The organism is Protofrankia symbiont of Coriaria ruscifolia (assembly GCF_900634745.1).
GTDB classification, from domain to species: domain Bacteria; phylum Actinomycetota; class Actinomycetes; order Frankiales; family Frankiaceae; genus Protofrankia; species Protofrankia californiensis.
Genome location: NZ_CAAAFR010000139.1, coordinates 1 through 23,891, shown reverse-complemented (window position 1 = coordinate 23,891; position 23,891 = coordinate 1). Strand labels below are relative to the sequence as shown.

Here is a 23,891-nt window from a genome sequence, read left to right as displayed (position 1 = left end):
ACCGCGGGCTTCGCCGGGTTCATGACAGGAGCACATTCATCATGTACGACGTCATCGTTGTCGGTGCGCGCTGCGCCGGCTCATCTCTGGCGCTGCTGCTTGCCAGGCGAGGTCACCGGGTCCTTGTCGTCGATCGATCAACCTTCCCGAGTGACACCGTTTCGACGCACTATATTCACCAGACCGGTCTCGCCCGGCTGCGGGACTGGGGTCTGCTCGATCGCCTCGTGGCATCGGGCGTTCCGGCGATAAAGAATCTGATCATGTCCTACACCGGCATCCACATCGAGGGTTTCGCCGACCCGATTGAGGGCATCACCGAGGTCTACTCCCCGCGTCGTATTGTACTGGACGGTATTCTTGTCGACGCGGCGCGCACGGCCGGAGCAGAGGTCCTCGAGGGATTCACCGTCCAGGATGTGATCTTCGAGGACGGTCGTGCGGTCGGCATCCGGGGTCAGGTCGGCGACGAACCGGAGAAGGAATTCCGTGGGTCGTTCGTCGTCGGCGCGGACGGCCGGAACTCGACGGTCGCGGACAAGGTCGGGGCTGATTTCTACCGGGTGGTTCCCGCGAGCTGCTTCGTCTACTACTCGTATTTCAGCGGCCTGGACTGGGGTTTCCAGCACCGGACCGGCTTCAACGAGCAGCAGATAGGTACGTGGCCGACCAACGACGGTCTGAACCTGCTGTCCCTCCTGCGCCGGCGGGAGCACTTCGGCAAGTTCCGCACCGACGTGGAGAACAACTTCCATGCGGTGTACGACGAGGTCGTCCCCGAACTCGGTGAAGAACTCCGGGCGAAGGGGAAGCGGGAGGAGAACTTCCGGGTGATGCGTTACCCGGATAACTACTACCGCCGCTCCAACGGGCCGGGGTGGGCGTTGGTGGGAGACGCCGGATACCACAAGGATCCGTTCACCGGATGGGGAATCACCGACGCCCTCGTGTACGCCGAGCTCCTGGCGAACCACCTGCACGAAGGACTGGCCGGTGAGCGCCCGATCGACGACGCGGTGGCGGAGTACGCCAAGATCCGTGACGAGCGGAGCAAGAGCACCTTCGAGTTCACGTGTATGATCTCCGAACTCCTTCCCCTGCCCCCCTTCTTCGACTCGGTACTGCGCGCCGCCAGCCAGAGCCCGGAATACACGAAGAAGTTCTACGGGATGATAGGCGGGGGCGTCCACAGTGAGGAGTTCTTCGCTCCGGAGAACCTGGAGAAGCTCTACGAAGAGGTCGGGACACCGCAGGACAAGCGGCTGCTCAAGGCCGCCTGACCGCTCATCGGTGACCCGGGGAGTCAGGGAATCAGGACTCCGGCAGCGCGGAAGGAAAACAAGCGCGCTGCCTGCGGTCCTCCGGAGCAGCGGCGCCGACACAGATCAGGAGCATGCCCAGCCGTGAACGCCGTACCCACCGCGGACACCAGCCCGCAGCAGATCGCCGAACGCACGAGGGCATTCATCCAGGAGCACGTCTTCCCGGTCGAGCGGGAGATCGTGATCGACGGGCGTCCGATGGACGACGCGCTCCGGGTGGAACTGCAGAAGGCGGCACGGGAGGCAGGGGTCTTCGGCCCGCTGTCGCCGGTGGCCTACGGCGGTCTCGGCCTCGACACCCGTGCCCTGGCGTACGTGTTGGAGGCCGCCGGCGCGAGCCTGATCGGTCCGATCGCGGTGAACGCCTCCGCCCCGGACGACGGCAACATCCACCTGCTCGTCCACCTCGCCAACGCCGAGCAGGCACAGCGGTACCTGGCGCCGTTGGCGCGCGGTGAGGTCCGCTCGTCCCTTGCGGTAGCCGAACCGTCCCCCGGGGCGGGGTCGGATCTTGCGATGCTCCGCACGACCGCCGAGAAGGTCGCCGGCGGTTGGAAGATCAATGGTGTGAAACACTTCACCACCGGAGCCGACGGGGCGGCGTTCAGCATCTGCATGGCCGCGACCACCGGTGGCGCGACCATCTTCCTGGTGGACCAGGACAACCCGGGGCTCACCGTCGGCCGCCGCATGCCGACGCTGGACCACAGTGCCCCGGGCGGCCACTGCGAAGTGGCCTTCAACGACTGCTTCGTTCCCGACGACGCCGTGCTCGGAGAGGTCGGAAAAGGCTTTGAGCATGTCCAGCTGCGGCTGGCTCCCTCACGCATGATGTTCTCCATGAGCTGGCTGGGGGTGGCCGTCCGGGCGCACGCGATGTCGGCCGCGCGGATCGTCAACCGCAAGGCGTTCGGGATACCGGTCGCCGACCACGGAATGGCCCAGGCCCACGTCGCCGACAACGAGATCGACATCGCGGCCGCCCGGGCGCTCATCCACTCGACCGCCGCCGTGATCGACGAGCATGGCGCGCTCAGCGGCGCCGCGCGCCACGCGTCCTCGATCACCAAGACCTTCGTGTCGGAGGCTGTCTGGCGGGTGCTCGACCGCGCGGTCCAGCTCTACGGCGGACTCGGTGTATGTGAGGACGAACTGGTCGCTCGCTTTCTCGTCGAGGCGCGGGGTTTCCGGATCTACGAGGGTCCGTCCGAGGTACTCCGCTGGTCCATCGCCCGCCGGGTGCTGCGCGCCTACCGGTGAAGCCGGAGCCGGCTCCTGTCGCCGACGGCGCGGACACCATTGTCCCGCACAGTGACTTCACCTCCTTTTCCGCTTCCTCCGGTAATTGGTTCGACACCTGTTCACGGGCTGGTAGGAAAACAGTGTTGGGATGGCAGACGTGACGAATGACACGCAGGTTTCGCCCGCCCAGACCGGGTATGCGATATTCAGCGAAGCCACCAACGGGGTTGTCGACTACGAGCGGATTCGTGAGATCACGAACTCAATCGTGCCCTTCGGCCGGTTCGTTGGGGTCAGCATCACCGAGGTGAGTCCCGACCGCGCGGTCGTCGAGATCCCCGTGAGCAAGAACCTTACCAACCACCTGGGTACGGTTCATGCCGGTGCACTTTTCCTGGCCGCGGACATCGCCGGCGCCGCCGCGTTGGCCGGCGCTCTGGCGCCCCGCCTCGCCCGGGTCGAGTGGACGGTGGTTCGGGATGCGCGGTCGGCCTTCCGCAAGCCGGCCATCGGCCGGGTCCGCGCGATCGCCACCGTGGACGACAGAGAAGTGCGGCGGGTCCTGGCCAGCGACGCCGCGGAGCAGTTCGACCTGGATGGCAAGGCGCTGCTCTACGACGACGCCGACGTGCTCGTGGCCAAGTTCCACTTCGACTACGTCTGCAACATCGCGGCGGGCTGAACGGTTTCACCGACACCGTGTACGGGCTGGTACCAAACCGGCCAAAGGGTGCGCGACAATGTTTTTGCGTATCCGGAGGCCGCAGGGAACATCGTTGCTCAAAAGGTGCGCGATGATTTTTTCGCGTGTCCGGATGCTGCGGGGAACGTGGTCGGCCGAAGGGCGTGTGATCATGGGTTTTTCGCATCGCCGCGGGCCCGGGGGCTGATTTTCTTAGATCGTTTACGATGCGGCACAGCACGGAAGGTACCGGAAGTCCACACGCGGTGACGGGAGTTCTCATGTCGATGAGCTCGACGGGCCGTCACACGTCCGACGGTGCGACCAGACGTTCCGCGGAGTTTGCCGCCCTCGAAGCGATCCGGGTGACCCTCGACGACAACGTCACCTTCGTGGTCCGGGTGCTTGCCCAGGAGGACCCGATCGCCCCGGTGGTGCTGATTCTGCCGGCGATGGCAGTCAAGGTGAAGTTCTACCTGCCGCTGGCGCAAACGCTGCACGCAGCCGGGCTGTCCGTTGCGACCTGCGATCTGCGGGCCCAGGGGGAGAGCTTACCCAGCCTCCACCCGCGATCGAAATTCGGTTATCGAGAGCTTCTCGAAGTTGATTTTCCCGCTGTCGTCAAAGCTGTCCGCGCACGATTTTCCCACGCTCCGTTGTACCTGCTCGGACACAGCCTCGGTGGTCAGCTCTGCATGCTCTACGCGGCGTCGGCACGCGACGATGTCACCGGAGTCTGCATCATCGGCGCGGGATCGGTGTATTGGAAGGCGTTCGGTCCGAAGCGCTGGGAGGCCTTCTGGAAGGTTCAGACGATAGGTCTGGTCGCCAGAGTCCGCGGCTACTGGCCCGGCGGCATGCTGATCGGCGGTGCGATGGCGGGCGGGGTCATGACCGACTGGGCACGGCACTCCCGCACCGGCCGCTACCAGCCTTACGGCACGAAGCGGAATTACGACCAGATGCTGCGCGAAATGGACGTTCCGGTGCTGGCGATCTCCCTTGAGCACGACGTGCTCGTGCCGCGTTCCAATGTCGACTTCCTCTGCACCCGGATTCCCGCCGCAAAGGTCACCCGGTGGCATGTTGACGGCTCGTCCAGTGTGACCCACCGTAACCACTTTGAATGGATCAAGGATAGCGGAGTCATCGGATCCGCGGCGGCCAGCTGGATTATCCACGGGTACCTCCCGCCGGTGTCACCGTAGGAGCGCCCGGGGGCGGGGTGTCCGATCAGCCGGCGGTAGGCGCATGTTCTGGCACAGGCGCGCGTGCCGGCGGGACACCTCCCGACCGGACCGAAAAATTCGGACGGTATTCTACGGGCTCGCCGACGAGCGCGGCCGAGTTTGCAGGCCGGTGAACTCCGCCGGAATGTGTCGAGAAATGTTGGAACAAAGAATTGATTTTCTCGCACTCGTACTGCCTATTGTTCACTCCAATCGAACAATAGGTATCTCGGATTGGCGTTGACCATTCTTCCGTATGCTCCGCACAATTTAGGGGAAGCTCGCTGGCGAATACCCGTGCCGACACCTGCCGGATGAAGTGACAGGGGTATTAACAATGTGTGACGATTTCGCGGCCGGGCGGGTCCGCGCCCATTCCGGAAATCTTTCCACGAGCAACTTGGGATGGGTCGGGTAGTATGATGGCGAAAGCACGGATGACGGTCATCGGCGACAGTTTCGTCGAGGGTCGGGGCGACCCTGCCCCGGACGGGACGTACCGCGGCTGGGTACCCCGGTTCGCCGAGATGTTCGGGATCCCGCGTAACGGCTATCTCAACCTGGGCACCTTCGACGCGACCACCCAGGACGTGATCGACAGGCAGCTTCGTGTCGCGCTGGTGAACAAGGCTCCGCTGATCGGATTCGTGGCCGGGGTCAACGATCTGATCCGGGACTACGATGCGACCCGCTTCCGGCAGAATCTCGAGACGATTTTCACGACATTGAACGGCCCGGACACGGTGATGTTCACCGCGACCTATGCGGACATCCCCCGGAACCTTCCGTTGCCGGCATCCTTCCAGCAGCTCCTGCTGGCCCGTTTCGCCGAGGCGAACGAGTGCCTACGGGAGATCTCCGCACGTACCGGCGCGCTCTGCCTGGACGTCGTCAACAGTCAGGAATGGGCGGACCCGGCCATGTGGTCGGCCGACGGTCTGCATCCCAGCCCCGCCGGTCACCGGCGCTTCGCCGAGGCCATGGCGGATCTCGTCGGCCTGGCCACCGGCATGGTGGCGGTGACCACGACATCTTCTTTCGCCGACGTCGGCGCTGGACCGCTGTCGTACTAGCCGAAGACCGCACGATCATGGTTTTTTGCGTGCCGGGAGGTCCGGAAGGTCCGGGAGGATCCGAACGGCATGACCGGCCGAAGAATTCGTGATCATGGTTCTTTCACATGCTCGTGGGCGCCACGGGGATGCCGGCGGAGTACATCGGATCCAAAGAAGCCGCCGGCGGACGGCCCGAGAGCACGGAAAAGGTCAGGATCACCCGCTGCGACAAAGCTTAGAAAGCTTAGGAGAGGAAGACGGTGAGCGGCGACAAGCTGGCGGAACGGCGCCTGGCCAACAACCCGATCGCGATAGTCGGCATGTCCGGTCTTTTTCCGAACGCCCACAACTACCGGGAGTACTGGCAGAACATCGTCGACGCGACGGACTGCACACAGGACGTCCCGGCGAGCCGGTGGAACCTCGAGGACTACTTCGATCCGGACCCGACCGTCCCGGACATGACCTACTCGCGCCGCGGCGGCTTCGTCCCCGACGTCGACTTCGATCCGCTGGAGTTCGGCCTTCCGCCGAACCAACTTGAGGTCACCAGCGTCATGCAGACGCTGAGCCTGATCGTGGCTCGCGATCTGCTGCGGGACGCGGGCGCGACGGACTCCGACTGGTACGACGCCTCGAGGACGGGGGTGGTCCTGGGGGTTACCGGGCCGGTCCCGTTGATGCACCCCCTGGCGGCCCGCCTGTCGACCCCCGTCCTGAAGGAGGTGGTCCGCAGCTGCGGGCTCACCGAATCCGACGCCCAGGCCATCGCCGCCAAATACGTCCAGGCGTTCGCGCCGTGGGAGGAGAACTCCTTCCCGGGGCTGCTGGCCAACGTGGTCGCCGGTCGGGTTGCCAACCGCATGGGGCTGGGCGGGATGAACTGCACGGTCGACGCGGCCTGCGCGGCGTCGCTGTCGGCCGTCCGGATGGCCGTGGCCGAGCTCGTCGACGGCCGGGCCGAGATGATGATCGCCGGTGGCGCCGACACCGAAAACTCGATCTTCGGGTACATGTGCTTCAGCAAGACCCATGCCCTGTCCAAAAGCGGGCGTATCCGGCCGTTCGACGACTCCGCCGACGGCACCCTCATCGGTGAGGGCATCGGCATGATCGCGTTGAAGCGTCTGGCCGACGCCGAGCGGGACGGCAACCGCATCTACGCGGTCATCCGCGGTATCGGCTCGTCCAGCGACGGCCGTTCCAAGAGCATCTACGCGCCCCGTGCCGAAGGCCAGCGGCTGGCGCTGGCCCGGGCCTACGCCGACGCCGACTGCTCGCCCGCGTCCGTCGAGCTGTTCGAGGCGCACGCGACCGGCACCGCGGTGGGGGACAAGACCGAACTGTCCGCACTGCACGAGGTCCTGTCCGAGGCGACCGGCGAGCGGCACTTCGCCGCGATCGGCAGCGTGAAGTCACAGATCGGCCACACCAAGGGCGCCGCGGGCACAGCGAGCCTGATGAAGCTCGCACTCGCCCTCCACCACAAGATGCTGCCGCCGACCATCAACGTGGAACATCCCAACAGCGCGATCGACTTCACCGGCGGGCCGCTGTACGTCAACACCCGGACCCGCCCGTGGATCCGTGACCCGCAGCGGCCGGTCCGCCGGGCCGCCACCTCCGCGATGGGCTTCGGCGGGACGAACTTCCACGTCGTTCTCCAGGAGCACACCGGCGACCGCGGCGCCGTCGCGACGCTGCACCGCACGGCCCGGGCCTACATCTGGCACGCGGCCGACACGGCCACCCTGCTGGAGCTGCTGCGTTCCGGTGCCGCGCCGGAGGACACCGCACCGATCCCGGCAGGCAACGCCCGGGTCGGGTTCGTGGCCGCGGACGACGAGACCGCCCAGCGCCTGCTCGCCCTGGCCGTCGAGCAGCTCGCCGCATCCCCGGACGCGGCGCAGTGGTCGCATCCGGCGGGGGTGTTCTTCCGTGACCGGGCACTGGCCGACCTGAAGGTGGGCGCGCTGTTCGCCGGGCAGGGCAGCCAGTACCTGGACATGGGCCTGGAGGCGGTCCTCAACATCCCGACCGTGGCGGGGGCCGTCGACGACGTGAACGAGTCGTTCGCCGGAGCTGACCGCCGTCTTGGTTCGATCATCTACCCGCCGCCCGTCTTCGACGCGGAGCTGCGCCAGGCGCAGGAAACCGCTCTTCGCCGGACCGAGTACGCGCAACCGGCGATCGGGGCGCTCTCGGTCGGCCAGTTCCGTTATCTTGCCGAGCTGGGCCTGCGCTGCTCGGGATTTCTCGGGCACAGCTTCGGGGAACTCACCGCATTGTGGGCCGCCGGCGCCCTGGACGACGCGGACTTCTTCCGGCTCGCCCGCGCCCGCGGCGAGGCGATGGCCCCGCCCGCCGAGGACCCCGACCACGACCCGGGCACCATGGCCGCGGTTCAGGCCACGCGTGAGCAGGTCACCGACATTCTCCGCGCCTTCCCGGGCGTGGTGATCTGCAATCACAACGCGCCGGACCAGGTGGTCGTCGGCGGGGACACCCAGGCGGTCGGCGAGGTCGTCCAGGAATGCAAACAGCGGCAGCTGGGCGCCCGCCTGCTGCCCGTCTCCGCGGCCTTCCACACATCCCATGTGGCGCATGCCGTCGAAAAGTTCGGGTCCGCCGTCTCGTCGGCGCTCATCGGCGCACCGCAACAGCCGGTATATGCCAACACCGCAGGTGCCCGGTACGGGTCGGACGTCGAGGCGAACAGGCGTGCGCTGACCGGGCAGCTTCTTGAGCCGGTCGAGTTCGTCCAGGCCCTGGAGGCCATCCGCGCGGACGGCTGCAACGTGTTCGTCGAGTTCGGTCCCAAGCAGGTGCTGACCGCGCTGGCCAGGCGGACCCTCGGGGAATCCGGCATCGTCGCCGTTCCCACCGACACCGGTCCGCTCGGTGACAGCGACGTCGCGTTGAAGCAGGCCGCCGTCCAGTTGGCGGTTCTCGGCGAGCCGATCACCGGTATCAACCGGCATGACGCCCCCGCGCTGGTGGCGCCCGAATCCCGCGGCATGGCCGTGACGCTGAACGGGGCGGACTACGTGCCGGAATCCCGCCGCGCCGCCTATCGGGCCGCGCTCGACGACGGTTTCCGGGTGTCGGTCGCCACCGTCGCCAACGGAGTCGGCAGCAACGGGTCCGGCCCCGGCGGGGGCATCGACGTGGATTTCACGGATATCCACCCCGCTAGCCATCAGGTGTCGGCGAACGGAGCGGTGTCGAGTGACCCGCCGGCCCTGTCCACCGACCTTTCCGCACCGCCGCTGGCCGCACCGCCGGTGGCCCCCGCCGACGTCGTTGAACCGCCCGTGGCTGCCCAGAGCGCCCTGGTCTGCGTCGTGGAACCGCCGGCTGCTCCACCGGCGGCAGCCCACGCCCACGGTATCGATGCCGGGGACGACGTGGTGGCGCAACACGTGGCGCTGCACTCCCGGTACCTGGAAAGCCAGCTACAGGTCGCCGAAGGCCTGGTGGAGATCCTGCACCAGCACCGCCCCGGTGCGGACGGTGCCTGGCTCGCGCAGGCGGTCGAGAGCGTGAAGGACCAGAGCCTGGCGATCGGGCAGGTGCACATACGCGCCAACGAGATCCTGTCGTCGCTGGCCGAGATCGAGCGCGGTGGGCGTCAGTACACACCGGCCGGCAGCTACCTCGCGCCTGTACCGGCGGCCCTCGACCCGTCCGCCCCACGACGGCCGAGCCTGCTGGAGCAGCCGCCGCGGACGGAAATCGCCGCGGCGCCGTCCCCGACTCCAGCGTCCGTGCCTGTGTCGGTTTCAGCAGCTGTCCCGGCGTCGCCTCCTGTGTCGGTTCCGGCTCCGGCTCCGGCGCTGTTGTCCGAACCTGCCCGGGTCGCGGTGACGCCCGCGTCGCCTCCGGCGGGTTCCGCGGCGTCCGCTTCCGCTGGTGTTGCCGATTCCTCGGGTTCGGTGGATGCGGGGGTGTTGCGGTCGGTGTTGTTGGGTGTGGTGGCGGAGCGGACGGGTTATCCGGCGGAGATGATTGACACCGGGATGGATCTGGAAGCGGATCTGGGTGTTGACTCGATTAAGCGGGTGCAGATTCTGGGTGCGGTGCAGGAGCGTTTTCCCGGGGTGCCGAGTGTGGGTCCGGAGTTGTTGGGTGAGATGCGGACGTTGGAGCACATCATCGATTTCCTGGTGAGTGCTGCCGCACCTGCCACGGCGGAGGCACCTGCCACGCCGGTGCCGGCGACCGGGACCCCGCCCGCCGAGCAGGCGGCGTGGCACCCCGTCGAGCTCGTCGGACTGCCCGCGATCGACAGGATCGAACAGCCCTACGCGGCCAACCCGGTAGCCGTCGTCGTCGACTCCGGGAACCAGGCGGGCGAAGCGTTCACGGCAGGTCTTGAGGGGGCCGGCTGGACGGTGGTGCGGGTGAGCCTGCCGGCTTCCGGTGGGGACTGGTCGTCCGAGCTGGCCGCATGGGACGGCGAGGCCGTCGAGCGCCGGCTCTCCGAGGCGCTGAGCACGGCCGGCAGGATCGACCTCTGCCTCACCATTCTCGGCGGAAGCGAGACAAGGGATCACAGTGTCCGGCAGGACACCTGGGATCACAGTGTCCGTCAGCTCGCCGACGCCGTCCTGGTGGCCAAGCATGCCAGCGTGCCGCTGGCCGCGGCCGCCCGCTCCGATGACCGCGTCGCCTTCGTGACCGTCACCCGTCTCGACGGTGGTCTCGGCCACCGCGGAGGGCGCCAGGCCGCTGAAGCGCTCCTCGGCGGAGTCGGCGGAGTGGTCAAGACGCTTGCCCATGAGGAACCGTCGATCTTCTGCCGCGCGCTCGACATCGATCCGGCGCTCGGCGACGACGACGCGCTCGCCGTCCTTCTGGACGAGGTGAGGGACGCGGCAGTCGACACCCTCGAGGTGGGGGTCGACGCCGCCCGCGGCAGGTGGACCGTGGCCCCCGGGCCGTACGGGTCACCGCGGGCGTCCACCGCCACCGCCGTGGCCGGCGTTACGACCGGACCGGTCCCGCCGGCGTCCACGGTCGGCGCGGGTGACGTGTTCGTGGTGACGGGCGGGGCACGTGGGGTCACGGCGTCCTGTGTGCGGGCGCTCGGCGAGCACAGCCAGGTGGAGTTCCTGCTGCTGGGGCGTACGGCGCTCACGGCGGAGCCCGACTGGGCCGCGGGCGTGGCCGAGGGCGACCTCAAGCGCGCGGCGATCGCCGCCCTGGGGGCCGGCGGTGGTAAGCCGCCGACACCGCGGCAGGTCGACGCGGTCCTGCGCGACATCCAGGCCCAGCGCGAGATCCGTTCGACGCTCGACGCCCTGGCCGGGACCGGCTCCTCCGCGGCAGCCAGCTACATCCAGGTGGACGTGGGTGACGCCGCCGCCGTGCGGGATGCGCTGTCAGCGCACCGCGACCGGATCACAGGCGTGGTCCACGGCGCGGGAACCCTCGCGGACGGGCTCGTGCGTACCAAGACGCCCGACGACGTCCGCCGGGTCTTCACGCCGAAACTCGCCGGCCTGCGCAACGTCCTGGACGCGCTCGACGGCGCGCCCGTCCGCCACATCGTCCTGTTCACCTCGGTGGCGGGGCTGTTCGGCAACGCCGGCCAGGCCGACTACGCCGCCGCGAACGAGGCGCTGTGCCGGGTCGCGGCCAGCCTGAAGCACGAACACCCCGATCGTCACGTCACGGCCATCGACTGGGGCGCCTGGGACGGCGGGATGGTCGCCGCCGACCTGCGTGAGGTGTTCCGTGCACGCGGCGTCGAACTGCTGGCGCCGGCAACGGGCGCGCGGATGTTCGTGGAGCAGTTCAGCCCCGACCACGCCGACGACGTGTGCGTGCTGGTCGGCCAGAGCAAGGCGCTCACCGACGGTACCGGCCCGCGGCCGGCCCGGGCCTTTGTGGCCCGCCGCAACCTGACCGGCATCGAGGACACCGAGGTACTGCAGGCGCACCGCATCGACGCCTTCCCGGTCCTGCCTGCCACGTTCGGGCTCGGCTGGCTGGTGAACGTGCTGGAACGCGCCCACCCAGGGCTGCAGGTGATCGAGTCCCGCGGGTTCGAAGTACACAAGGGCATCGTGTTCGACGGCGCACAGGGCCGTGAGTACCAGGTCGAGGTGCCCCTGGCCGAATCCCGGGACGGCCGGCTCACGGTGCGGGCAGGCGTCCGTGCCGCCGGCGGCAGCGGCCTGCCCATCTCGCACTACGTCGGCACGTTCGTGCTGGCCGAGGCCCCGCCCGCCGCGCCGACCGGGCCGGGTCGGCCGGGCGAGGCGGTGGGCAGCGGCCCCGAGGACGGCCTGGAGATCTACACCGGGGGCACCCTGTTCCACGGCCCGGCATTGCAGGGCATCCGTCGCATCCTGCAGCGCCGGGACGACCGGGTCGTCCTGGAGTGCCGGTTGGCCGACCAGGCCGTGGCGGGCGGCGCGTTCGCCGGTGCGCTGCACAGCCCGGTGCTCGCCGACATACTCCTGCACGGGCCGTCGGTGCTGGGCAGGTGGCTGACGGGTCTGGCCTGCCTGCCACTGGCCGTCGGGCGCTGGGAGTACTTCGCCCCGCTGCCGGACGGGAACCCGTTCGTCGTCGTCCTGGACGACGTCAGGCGCGCCGCGTCGTCCATCACGGTCACGGTGACCGCCAGCGACCCGGGCGGGCGCGTCCTGCAGCGCCTCACCGACGTGTCGATGATCGGAACCCCCGACATGGCCGCGAAGTTCGCCGCGGCCGTGCAGTGGTGGCTGCCGGGGGAGGGGGCGTGACCGTGCGACCGCCCGCGACCCCCATCCCCGTCCGCCGCGAACGGACCGGTTCCACCAGACCGACGGAGATCAAGCGATGACAGCGGAGCAGGTGACGGCGGACCAGACGGAGGACATCGACGTCCTGGAGTTCGTCGGCGAACCCTTCGACCCCACCCGGTGGCTGGTTGACGCTACCCAGGCCGGTGCGACGCCGCATCTCCGGTTGCCGGAAGCGGGACGCGACGAGGCCCGCTCGGCCGGCGTGCCCCACCCTTCGCCGGTGCCGGCTGTGGGGACTGCGGGTGAAGCCGGATTCGCCGTCGTGCCGCACCCTTCGTCGGTCCCCACCGGTAACTCGTCGGTGCTCGCTGGTGACCTGGCAGCCGCCGAGCTGGCGGCCTCGCTTGCCCGGCAGGTGCGCGCGGTCGTCGTGGCCGCGCACGCCAGCGCCCTGCGGGCCCAGGCGAGCGTGCAGGGCCGGGTGATCGCGGCGCTTGCGGCGTCCGGGCGGCCGGTGAACAACGGCGTCCGATCAGTGAGTGGGCCGTCCGTGCCCGGCGGGGTGGCGCCCAGCATCCCGGCGAGCCCGACCCGGGTGGCTCTGCCTGCTCCCCGGGACGCCGGCGTCCACCGGGAAGAGGTGGTCGACCCGGCCCCGGCCGTCACCGAGGTGTTCGAGGTGGTCGACGGGCGGCCGAGCGCGTCGTCACACCATCCTGTGGCCTCCGTACCCACCCGGGTGCCTACGGAGGCGGCGTTCAAACCGCTTGCGCGCAGCGACAGGAGCCGGCTGGACGCCACCGATCTCGCCCGCCTCACCGAGGGGTCGATCGCGAGCGTGTTCGGTACCGCCTACGACCAGGACGGCGCCAACCAGTCGATCCGGCTCGCGCTGCCGCAGGCCCGGATCCCCGGACTGTTGCTGGGCTGGGTGGACGGCCTTGACGTGCGCGGCGGCGGCTGGGGCAGTGGAGCCCTCCGCGCCGGGCTGCGGTTCGGCGCTGCGGCCGGGACCTCCTCGGCCCAGGGCGCACCGGCCCAGGGCGCACCGGCACAGGAGCGGGCCGTGCTCCTCACCGAGGCGACCGCGCAGGCCGCGCAGCTGTTCGCCCTGTACCTGGGCCTGCACCTGTGCTTCGCCGACGCCGCGTTCGTGCGCGGCGTGCCCGACGGGCGGGGCGAACCGGACCGTTGCCAGGTCGAACTCCTCGGGTCGGCGTCGGATGCCGACCACGAGATAACCCTCGAGGTCACCGGCGTCGACCTCGTCCCGCGGCCGTGGCTGTCCGTCGACGCCGAGTTCCGTGCCGGGGGTGAGGTCGTCGCCAGGGTGCACGGCGTGACGCTCGGCATCCGCGAGAAGCCGGGAGTCCCGATCGGCCCGCAGGCCGGCGGCACCGTGCCGAGCTTCCTCGGGCGCAGGAACAGGTTCGGCGATCGAGTGATGCTCAACGAGTTCCACATGGCCCACTGCTCCAAGGGCGATCCGGGCATCGCCCTGGGGCCGGAGTTCTCCCGTTATCTCGGCATCCGGGCGACCCGCCTGCCCGACGGCGGCCTGCGTCTGGTCGACCGGATAGTCGCCGTCCAGGGGGAGCGGGGGAACCCGCGGGGGAACGCCACCCACCAGACCGAGTACGACTCTCCCGCCGACTCCTGGTACTACCAGGACACGGCCAACGCGTCGATGCCGAACTGCGTGTACATGGAGACCTCGCTGCAGTCGGCTCTCGTCCTCGGCTACTACCTGGGCGCGACCCTGTCCGAGCTGGGCGGGGAACACAGCCTGCGCAACCTCGGCGGCAGCGCCACGGTGCTGCGCGAGGTGGACCTGCGGGACAAGATCCTCCAGCAGCACTCGACCCTGCTGTCCACCACGCCCATGCCCGGGTCGGTGCTGCAGGACTTCTCCTACCGGTTCTCCGTGGACGGCGAGCCCGTCTACGAGGGCGAGTCGATGTTCGGATACTTCAACGAGGCGGCGCTGGCCAGGCAGAGCGGGCTCGACGCCGGTCGTCTCGTGCCGACCTGGCTGGACGAGCAGGAGTCCCGTCCCGCGGTCCGGATCATCGATGTCGCAGCCCGCCGGGCTGACCCGTCTGCGCCGCTGTGCTCGCGGGGCCACCTTGCGCTGCTCGACGACGTCCAGGTGGTCGACGGCGGTGGCCGGTACGGGCAGGGTTATCTGCGGGCATCCCGTCCGATCGACCCGCAGGACTGGTTCTTCGCCCGCCACTTCGTCCTGGACCCGGTCATTCCCGGCTCGCTCGGGGTGGAGGCGGTGATCCAGGCGATGCAGGAGTGGCTCGTCGACGGCGGCCACGCCGCGGGCTTCACCCGAGCCGGCTTCGTGCTGCCGGTCGGGATCCCGATGACGTGGAAGTACCGGGGCCAGTTCCTGTCGACGGACGGCGAGTCGCTCCTCGAAGTGCACGTCAAGTCCCTCGAGCGACGGCCCGGCCGGGTGCGGGTGGTGGCGGATGCAAGCGTGTGGAAGCCGACCATGCGCATCTACGAACTGACCGATGTCGCCGTCGAACTGCGGGAAGAAGGGGCCTTGCCATGGTGACCGCCCAGGCCGGTCCGGCCGAGATCCACCGGCGGGCGGGCGGCGTCCGTACCGCCGGCCTCGGACGCGGCGCGGACGAGATCTACGACGTGCTCGCAACCCTCGAACGGCCGTGTTTCGTCGTCCGGGACGCCCAGGGGATCGCGGCCACCAACGACGAGCGGCTGCTCGGTGCCGGCACGCAGGTGCTCGCGGCGGTGCCGGCGGCACCACCCGAGCGGCTGGGGTCGCCGGAATTCCCGCGCGACCACGGTGTGCGCCACCCGTACATGGCCGGGGCTATGGCCAACGGGATCGCGTCGGCGGAGATGGTCGTGGCGCTGGCCGGGGAGGGTTTCCTCGCCTCCTTCGGCGCGGCCGGGGTGCTGCCCGCCCGCGTCGACGACGCGCTGACGACGATCAGCCGGCGGGTGTCCGCCGGCGCGGGGTTCGCGTGCAACCTCATCCACAGCCCGAACGAGCTGGCCATGGAACGGGACGTGGTCGACCTGTGCCTGCGCCACCAGGTGCGCTGCGTCGAGGCGTCGGCCTTCCTCGACCTCACCCCGCAGGTGGTGCGCTACCGGCTGGCCGGGCTGTCCCGGGACGCCTCCGGCCGGGTGCGGGCGGGCAACCGGCTGATTGCCAAGATCTCCCGGGCGGAGGTGGCCGAACACTTCCTGCGCCCGGCGCCCGAGCCGATTGTCCGCGGGCTGCTCGAGGCCGGTCTGGTAACGGCGGAGCAGGCTGATCTCGCCCGCGGCGTGCCCGTGGCGGACGACGTCACCGTCGAGGCCGACTCCGGCGGTCACACCGACCGCCGGCCGTTGACCGTCCTGCTTCCCGAGATCATCGGCCTGCGCGACCGCGTGCGGCGTGAGCTGGCCCACCTGGGCCACGGTTGGCAGGTCCGGGTCGGCGCGGCCGGCGGGATCGGGACGCCGGCCGCCGCCGCGGCGGCGTTCGCGCTCGGCGCGGCCTACGTGGTGACGGGGTCGATCAACCAGGCGTCGGTGGAGGCGTCCCAGTCCGAGGCGACGAAGCGGCTGCTGGCCGGCGCGGGAACAGCCGACTGCGCCATGGCTCCGTCCGCGGACATGTTCGAGATGGGCGTCGAGGTCCAGGTCCTGCAACGCGGGACGATGTTCGCGACCAAGGCCAGGAGGCTGTACGAGGTCTACCGGGCCTACGACGGCATCGAGGCGATACCGGCTGCCGAGCGCGACGCCCTGGAGCGCCGGATCTTCCTGCGGCCGCTGGACGACGTCTGGGCGGACACGGTGCGGTTCTTCACCGAGCGTGACCCCGACCAGATCGCCCGCGCGGCCGACAACCCGAAGCGGCGGATGGCGCTGGTCTTCCGCTGGTACCTCGGCCTGTCGTCGGGCTGGAGCATCTCGGGTGAGACGGGCAGGGTCGCGGACTACCAGGTCTGGTGCGGTCCGGCGATGGGTGCGTTCAACAGCTGGGTCGCCGGCACCTACCTGGCCCCGGTGGAGAACAGGCGGGTGGCCGACATGGCCGCGCAGATCATGCGCGGCGCCGCCTTCACCAGCCGGGTCAACCATCTGCGGTTCGCGGGGGTGCGCCTGCCCGCACGCTGCGCCACATACATCCCGTCCCCGCCGCGGACCGATGCGGCAGGCGGGCTCGACCGGTGGGAGCAATCATGACAGTGACCGTGCCCAGGCAGGCAGGCGATGCGGCGACCCGTGCCGCATCCTGGCTGGTCTGCGGCGGATGCCGATCGATCATCTACGCGAAGAGGTTCACCCGCTCCCTGCGGGTCTGCCCGGAGTGCGGATGGCACGCCCCGCTGACTGCTGTCGAACGGCTCACGACACTGCTGGATCCCGGTTCCGTGGCGCTGGTGGACACGGTCGTCTCCGACAGTGACCCGCTGCGGTTCGTCGACAGCCGTCCCTACGTCGACAGGCTCCGCGACGCGCGCGCCGCCACCGGGCTGGCCGAGGCGGTCGTGAGCGCGCGCGGCCGCATCGACGGCAACCCGGTGGTCGTGGCGGCCATGGACTTCCGGTTCATGGGGGGCAGCCTCGGTGCCGCGGTCGGTGAGGCCATCACCCAGGCGGCTGAGATCGCGCTACGGGAACGGACGCCCCTTCTTCTGGTGACCGCCTCCGGCGGAGCGCGCATGCAGGAGGGTGTCCTGTCCCTCATGCAGATGGCCAAGACCAGCCAGGCTCTCGGGCAGCTCGACGAGGCGGGGATCCTCACCCTGTCACTGATCACCGACCCCACCTTCGGCGGTGTTGCCGCGTCCTTCGCGACGCTGCCGGACATCATCATCGCCGAGCCGGGCGCGCGGCTGGGCTTCGCCGGTCCGAGGGTGATCCAGCAGACCATCCGGCAGACCCTTCCGCCGGGATTCCAGACCGCGGAGTTCCTGCTGCGGCACGGAGTCGTCGACATGATCCGGCCGCGTGCCGAGCTGCGCGCCACCCTGGCCCGGCTGCTGACCGTGGGCAGCCGCCGGGCGGCGCGCACGGCCATGCCCGCGCCGCGGTCGTCGGCTTCGCAGCTGGCGGCGTCGCAGCCGTCGGGCAATGCCGCGTTGATCGTCGAGCCGGACCGGTTGCCCGCGCGGGAGCAGTGGGAGTCGGTGCGGCTCGCCCGTCGGCTCGGTCGGCCGACGACCCTGGACTACATCGCCCTGATGATCGAGGACTGGGCGGAGCTGCACGGTGACCGCATGTTGGCGGACTGCCCGGCGATGGTCTGCGGGCTGGGCCGCCTCGAGGGAACGCCGGTCGTCGTGATCGGCACGCAGAAGGGCCACAGCGCAACCGAGCTGTCCGAGCGCAACTACGGGATGCCGTCGCCGGCCGGTTACCGCAAGGCCGCCCGGATCATGCGGCTGGCCGCCAAGCTCGGACTCCCGGTGGTCACCCTCATCGACACCGCGGGTGCCTTCCCCGGCATCGAGGCCGAGCAGAACGGACAGTCGGTCGCGATCGCCGAGAACCTGCGGCTGATGGCGGGTCTGCCCGTCCCGGTGGTGGCGGTGGTGACCGGCGAGGGCGGCAGCGGCGGCGCGCTCGCTCTCGCGATCGCCGACCGCGTCCTGATGTGTGCCAACGCGGTCTACTCGGTGATCAGCCCGGAAGGGTGCGCCGCGATCCTGTGGAAGGACGCGAGCGCGGGGCCGAAGGCCGCGGCGGCGCTGCGTGTCGACGCCCGTGAGCTGCTGCGCAACGGGATCGTCGACGGTGTGGTGCCCGAGCCCAGCGCGGGTGCGGACAGCGATCATCTGCTCGCGGCGCATGCCCTGCGTGACGCGCTGACCAGCACGCTGGCGGAGCTTCTGCCGCGGGATCAGATGACCCTCGTCACCGGGCGCAGGACGCGGTTCCGCCGGTTCGGCGCCGGCACGCTCACCCTGCTCGACGACGATCTCGACATCGACCGGGTCGACGTCGACGGCGACGGCGACGGCGACGGCGCCGATGCCGACCGGGACGACCTCGACCGGGACGACCTCGACGAAAAGGAAAGTGCCTGATGAGCCCGGTCCAGTTGAACGGTGTCTCGCCGGTACGGGCGACGGTTCCCAGCGCCGGCGAACTTGACGAGATCATGACGGTGCTTCGCCAGCAGCTGCTCACCCTGAGCACGCAGACGTCCCGGGTGCCCAGCCGGGTGAGGGTGGCGGCCGGCGACGTCTTCATCGAGATTGCCTGGTCGGAGACGACGCCGTCGGCATCGGCCGAGCTGTTCGCGCCGGCCTCGGTGGCGTCCTCGGTACCGGTTTCGGCTTCGGCGCCGGTGCGGCGGCAGGAGCCGGCCCGCACCGAAGCGGCCCAGCCGCCGGCTGCGCCGGCCGCCGACGTCCACCTCCTGTGCGCCGCCACCGTGGGCGTGTTCTACCGGGCTTCCGAGCCCGGGGCCAAGCCGTTCGTCGTCGAGGGCGACCTGATCACCCGTGGCCAGCAGGTGGCGATCATCGAGGCGATGAAGCTGATGATCCCGGTGGAGGCGGATGCCTCCGGCCGGGTGGTCGAGGTCCTCGTGGCCGACGGCACGCCCGTCGAGCACGGTCAACCCCTGCTGGGGGTGGCCGCGGTGGACGCCGACCGTCCGGGCTCAGGACGATGATCAAAAAAGTGCTGATCGCCAACCGTGGCGAGATCGCGCTCCGGGTCGCCCGTACCTGCCGCGAACTCGGTCTGGCCACGGTGGCGGTCCACTCCGCCGCCGACCGTGACTCGGCGGTCGTCCAGTTCGCTGACGAGACGGTGCAGATCGGGCCGGGGCCGGCCAAGGCCAGCTACCTCAACATCCCCGCCGTCATCGAGGCGGCGCGGGGCCGAGGTGCCGACGCCATCCACCCCGGCTACGGATTCCTGTCGGAGAACCCGGACTTCGCCGAGGTGTGCGAGGAGGAGGGCATCACCTTCATCGGGCCGCCGGCATCGGTGATGAGCCGTCTCGGCGACAAGGCCAGCGCCCGTTCGATCATGTCGGACGCGGGGCTGCCGCTCCTGCCGGGCAGCCGGGACGCGCTCGAACACGCCGACGAGGCGGCGGAGCTCGCCGCCGAGATCGGGTACCCGGTCATCATCAAGGCGGTGGCCGGTGGCGGTGGGCGCGGGATGAGCGTGGTGCACGATCCCGACGCGTTCCTGCGGGCCTACACCCAGACCCGTGCGAGCGCCCAGGCGGTGTTCCGGGACGGACGGCTCTACGTGGAGCGCTACCTGGCGTCCGCGCGACACGTCGAGGTCCAGGTCCTCGCCGACTCCTACGGCGGCGTCGTCCACCTGGGCGCACGTGACTGCTCGCTGCAGCGCCGTCACCAGAAGCTCGTGGAGGAGACCCCTGCTCCGCGGCTGCCCGCGCAGACCGTGGAGCGTATGTGCGAGGCGGCTGTCCGTGGGGCACGGGCGGCCGGGTACGTGGGTGCGGGCACGTTCGAGTTCTTAGTCGACGGCGACGACCGGTTCTACTTCATGGAGGTCAACTGCCGGCTCCAGGTGGAGCACCCGGTCACGGAGATGGTCACCGGGACGGATCTGGTCCGCGAGCAGCTGCGGGTCGCCGCCGGTGAACCGCTCGGCTTCGACCAGACCGATGTCGTCCCGCGCGGGGTGGCGATCGAGTGCCGGATCAACGCCGAGGACCCGGCGGCGGGGTTCGTGCCCACACCCGGCGTGGTCAGCGAGTTCGCGGTGCCCGGCGGCCCGTTCGTCCGCGTCGACACCCACGTCTTCGCCGGTTACCAGGTCCCCGCGCTGTATGACTCGCTACTGGCCAAACTCGTCGTCTGGGCGCCCGACCGTGAGCAGGCGCTCGCGCGGATGAGCCGGGCGCTCGACGAGCTGCGGCTGAGCGGCCCGCACGTGGTGACCACCGCCGCGTTCCTGCGCGACGTCCTCGACCATCCCCGCTTCCGCCAAGCCGAGTACGACACCTCACTCATCAACGAACTGACGGATTGAGCGGTCTGCGGACGCCGGGACAGCGGACACCGGGACAAGGAACGGCGAGCGCCTCGGCCGCGACTGGACGGCCGCTGAGCCGGCCGACGACTGGAAGATCGTCCACTTCTTCGGCTACCGGGTTGCGGGCCTTCACCCCCGGCCTGAAGGCCGGAGCACTGGCCCGCAACCCGGTAGCGATCAGGCGACGATCCTCCTCACCCGCTGGTGCGCGATCACCCGCGCTCGCCGACCGGGCCCAGCCCAATGATCATTGGGATGTATCGTGATGTCGCTACATGTACCGTCTGCGTGAGCGCATCGTCGACGGCGATGACGAAGCTGGTTCGGGGGTCACCGGATGCGGAAGCGTCTGCTTGCACAGGTGCGGGCACGGCTGGCGCGGTTCAACGCCGACCAGGATCCGGCCACGGTCCTCGGTCCGGAGGCGGTGGCTGAGGTCACGGCTCTCCTGGGCGCGGTTCCGGACCCGGCCGCCGACATCGAGGTCGCGCTCGCGGCCGGGAGGCTGTTCTGGTCGCGGTACCTCGTCGGGGACGACGAGCAGGACCGTGCCGTCGCCCTGGCCTTGTTCACGCCGGTGTACCAGGCGATCCCCGACGCGGTGCCCGCCCCGCTCCGCGGCCACTTCGACGCAGACCGGCGGCTCCCCTCGCCTGACGATCCCGCCGTGTTAGCGGATCGCGCCGTCGATCTTCTCAAGAACACGCTGCGCACCGGGGATCGTGCCGCGCTGAACACGGCCATCGACCTGCTCCGGCAGGCGGTAGAGGCCACCCCACCCGACCACCCCAACCGCGCCACGAGCCTGTCCATCCTCGGCGTCGCCCTGCGGGTCCGGTTTGAGCGGTTGGGCCGTCAGGCGGATCTCGACGACGCCATCACCGTGGGCCGGCAGGCGGTGGAGACCACCCCGCCCGACCACCCCGACCGCGCCGGGTACCTGTCCAACCTCGGCGGCGCCCTGCGGGTCCGGTTTGAGCGGGCGGGCGGTCAGGCGGATCTCGACGACGCCATCACCGTCGGCCGGCAGGCGGTGGAGACCACCCCGCCCGACCACCCCGACCGCGCCATGTACCTGTCCAACCTCGGCGGTGCCCTCCAGCGCCGGTTTGAGCGGGCGGGCCGTCAGACGGATCTCGACGACGCCATCACCCTGCTCCGGCAGGCGGTGGACGCCACCCCACCCGACCAGCCCGACCGCGCCATGTACCTGTCCAACCTCGGCGGTGCCCTCCAGGCCCGGTTTGAGCGGTTGGGCCGTCAGACGGATCTCGACGACGCCATCACCCTGCTCCGGCAGGCGGTGGAGACCACCCCACCCGACCAGCCCGACCGCGCCGCGTACCTGTCCATCCTCGGCCTCGCCCTGTGGGCCCGGTTTGAGCGGTTGGGCCGTCAGGCGGATCTCGACGAGGCCATCACCGCCGGCCGGCAGGCGGTGGAGACCACCCCGCCCGACCACCCCAACCGCGCCATGTACCTGTCCAACCTCGGCGTCGCCCTCCAGGCCCGGTTTGCGCGGTTGGGCCGTCAGGCGGATCTTGACGAGGCCATCACCGCCGGCCGGCAGGCGGTGGACGCCACCCCACCCGACCACCCCAACCGCGCCATGTACCTGTCCAACCTCGGCCTCGCCCTCCAGGCCCGGTTTGGGCGGTTGGGCCGTCAGGCGGATCTTGACGAGGCCATCACCGCCGGCCGGCAGGCGGTGGACGCCACCCCGCCCGACCACCCCAACCGCGCCAGGTACCTGTCCACCCTCGGCGCCGCCCTGCGGGCCCGGTTTGAGCGGTTGGGCGGTCAGACGGATCTCGACGACGCCATCACCCTGCTCCGGCAGGCGGTGGAGACCACCCCACCCGACCACCCCAACCGCGCCGCGAGCCTGTCCATCCTCGGCGGTGCCCTGCGGGCCCGGTTTGAGCGGTTGGGCCGTCAGGCGGATCTTGACGAGGCCATCACCGTCGGCCGGCAGGCGGTGGACGCCACCCCGCCCGACCAGCCCGACCGCGCCGCGAGCCTGTCCATCCTCGGCGCCGCCCTCCGGGCCCGGTTTGGGCGGGCGGGCCGTCAGGCGGATCTCGACGAGGCCATCACCGCCGGCCGGCAGGCGGTGGACGCCACCCCGCCCGACCACCCCGACCGCGCCATGTACCTGTCCAACCTCGGCGTCGCCCTCCAGCGCCGGTTTGAGCGGTTGGGCCGTCAGGCGGATCTTGACGAGGCCATCACCGTCGGCCGGCAGGCGGTGGACGCCACCCCGCCCGACCACCCCGACCGCGCCGCGAGCCTGTCCAACCTCGGCCTCGCCCTCCAGCGCCGGTTTGAGCGGTTGGGCGGTCAGACGGATCTCGACGACGCCATCACCCTGCTCCGGCAGGCAGCGGACGCCACCCCACCCGACCACCCCAACCGCGCCGCGAGCCTGTCCATCCTCGGCGGTGCCCTCCAGCGCCGGTTTGAGCGGTTGGGCCGTCAGGCGGATCTCGACGACGCCATCACCGCCGGCCGGCAGGCGGTGGACGCCACCCCGCCCGACCACCCCAACCGCGCCATGTACCTGTCCAACCTCGGCCTCGCCCTGCGGGCCCGGTTTGAGCGGTTGGGCCGTCAGACGGATCTCGACGACGCCATCACCCTGCTCCGGCAGGCAGCGGACGCCACCCCGCCCGACCAGCCCGACCGCGCCGCGAGCCTGTCCAACCTCGGCCTCGCCCTGCGGGCCCGGTTTGGGCGGTTGGGCCGTCAGGCGGATCTTGACGAGGCCATCACCGCCGGCCGGCAGGCGGTGGACGCCACCCCACCCGACCACCCCGACCGCGCCATGTACCTGTCCAACCTCGGCGGTGCCCTCCAGGCCCGGTTTGCGCGGTTGGGCCGTCAGACGGATCTCGACGAGGCCATCACCGCCGGCCGGCAGGCGGTGGACGCCACCCCACCCGACCACCCCAACCGCGCCATACCCCTGTCCATCCTCGACGTCGCCCTGCGGGCCCGGTTTGCGCGGTTGGGTCGTCAGGCGGATCTTGACGAGGCCATCACCGCCGGCCGGCAGGCGGTGGACGCCACCCCACCCGACCAGCCCAACCGCGCCGGGTACCTGTCCAACCTCGGCCTCGCCCTCCAGGCCCGGTTTGCGCGGTTGGGTCGTCAGACGGATCTCGACGAGGCCATCACCGCCGGCCGGCAGGCGGTGGAGACCACCCCGCCCGACCACCCCAACCGCGCCATGTACCTGTCCAACCTCGGCGGTGCCCTCCAGGCCCGGTTTGAGCGGTTGGGCCGTCAGACGGATCTCGACGAGGCCATCACCGCCGGCCGGCAGGCGGTGGACGCCACCCCGCCCGACCAGCCCGACCGCGCCGCGTACCTGTCCAACCTCGGCGTCGCCCTGCGGGTCCGGTTTGAGCGGTTGGGCCGCCAGGCGGATCTTGACGAGGCCATCACCGCCGGCCGGCAGGCGGTGGACGCCACCCCACCCGACCACCCCGACCGCGCCATGTACCTGTCCACCCTCGGCGGTGCCCTCCAGCGCCGGTTTGCGCGGTTGGGTCGTCAGACGGATCTCGACGAGGCCATCACCGCCGGCCGGCAGGCGGTGGCGGTGGGGGTGGCAT

The 23,891-nt window shown here is 70.2% G+C and carries 12 protein-coding genes; all 12 read left to right on the top strand.

Annotated elements, in window-relative coordinates; genetic code table 11:
- Nucleotides 1–41 precede the first annotated feature (41 nt).
- Entirely contained in the window at nucleotides 42–1,280 is a 1,239-nt protein-coding gene (locus tag CV1CTNOD_RS15585; RefSeq protein ID WP_131786801.1) for an NAD(P)/FAD-dependent oxidoreductase, read from the top strand.
- Between the two features lie 123 nt (nucleotides 1,281–1,403).
- Nucleotides 1,404–2,582: an acyl-CoA dehydrogenase family protein gene (locus tag CV1CTNOD_RS15580; RefSeq protein WP_131786800.1), complete on the top strand. Its 1,179-nt coding sequence runs from the start codon at nucleotides 1,404–1,406 to the stop codon at nucleotides 2,580–2,582.
- 139 nt (nucleotides 2,583–2,721) lie between these two features.
- A complete protein-coding gene (locus CV1CTNOD_RS15575) occupies nucleotides 2,722–3,246 on the top strand; it encodes a YiiD C-terminal domain-containing protein (RefSeq protein ID WP_431607124.1) in 525 nt (174 codons plus the stop codon).
- A 365-nt stretch (nucleotides 3,247–3,611) separates the two neighbouring features.
- The gene (locus CV1CTNOD_RS15570) at nucleotides 3,612–4,454 is read left to right on the top strand and encodes an alpha/beta hydrolase family protein (protein ID WP_242606726.1); all 843 of its coding nucleotides are present in this window, start codon (nucleotides 3,612–3,614) and stop codon (nucleotides 4,452–4,454) included.
- Between the two features lie 443 nt (nucleotides 4,455–4,897).
- Nucleotides 4,898–5,548, top strand: coding sequence for a GDSL-type esterase/lipase family protein (locus CV1CTNOD_RS15565; protein ID WP_131786807.1), 651 nt, complete (start codon nucleotides 4,898–4,900; stop codon nucleotides 5,546–5,548).
- A 302-nt stretch (nucleotides 5,549–5,850) separates the two neighbouring features.
- Nucleotides 5,851–12,285: a type I polyketide synthase gene (locus CV1CTNOD_RS15560; RefSeq protein WP_242606728.1), complete on the top strand. Its 6,435-nt coding sequence runs from the start codon at nucleotides 5,851–5,853 to the stop codon at nucleotides 12,283–12,285.
- Between the two features lie 76 nt (nucleotides 12,286–12,361).
- Entirely contained in the window at nucleotides 12,362–14,836 is a 2,475-nt protein-coding gene (locus tag CV1CTNOD_RS15555; protein ID WP_131786796.1) for a beta-ketoacyl synthase, read from the top strand.
- A complete protein-coding gene (locus tag CV1CTNOD_RS15550; protein ID WP_207386471.1) occupies nucleotides 14,830–16,488 on the top strand; it encodes a PfaD family polyunsaturated fatty acid/polyketide biosynthesis protein in 1,659 nt (552 codons plus the stop codon). Before CV1CTNOD_RS15555 ends, CV1CTNOD_RS15550 begins: the two co-directional genes overlap by 7 nt.
- Entirely contained in the window at nucleotides 16,485–18,335 is a 1,851-nt protein-coding gene (accD, locus tag CV1CTNOD_RS15545; protein ID WP_131786795.1) for an acetyl-CoA carboxylase, carboxyltransferase subunit beta, read from the top strand. The genes CV1CTNOD_RS15550 and accD overlap by 4 nt, the downstream gene beginning before the upstream one ends.
- Entirely contained in the window at nucleotides 18,335–18,928 is a 594-nt protein-coding gene (locus CV1CTNOD_RS15540) for an acetyl-CoA carboxylase biotin carboxyl carrier protein (RefSeq protein ID WP_131786794.1), read from the top strand. Before accD ends, CV1CTNOD_RS15540 begins: the two co-directional genes overlap by 1 nt.
- The gene (gene accC / locus CV1CTNOD_RS15535) at nucleotides 18,925–20,271 is read left to right on the top strand and encodes an acetyl-CoA carboxylase biotin carboxylase subunit (protein ID WP_131786793.1); all 1,347 of its coding nucleotides are present in this window, start codon (nucleotides 18,925–18,927) and stop codon (nucleotides 20,269–20,271) included. The genes CV1CTNOD_RS15540 and accC overlap by 4 nt, the downstream gene beginning before the upstream one ends.
- Nucleotides 20,272–20,611: 340 nt before the next feature.
- Nucleotides 20,612–23,891: tetratricopeptide repeat protein (locus CV1CTNOD_RS26775; protein ID WP_131786792.1), on the top strand; the 3,280-nt coding region annotated here is incomplete at its 3' end.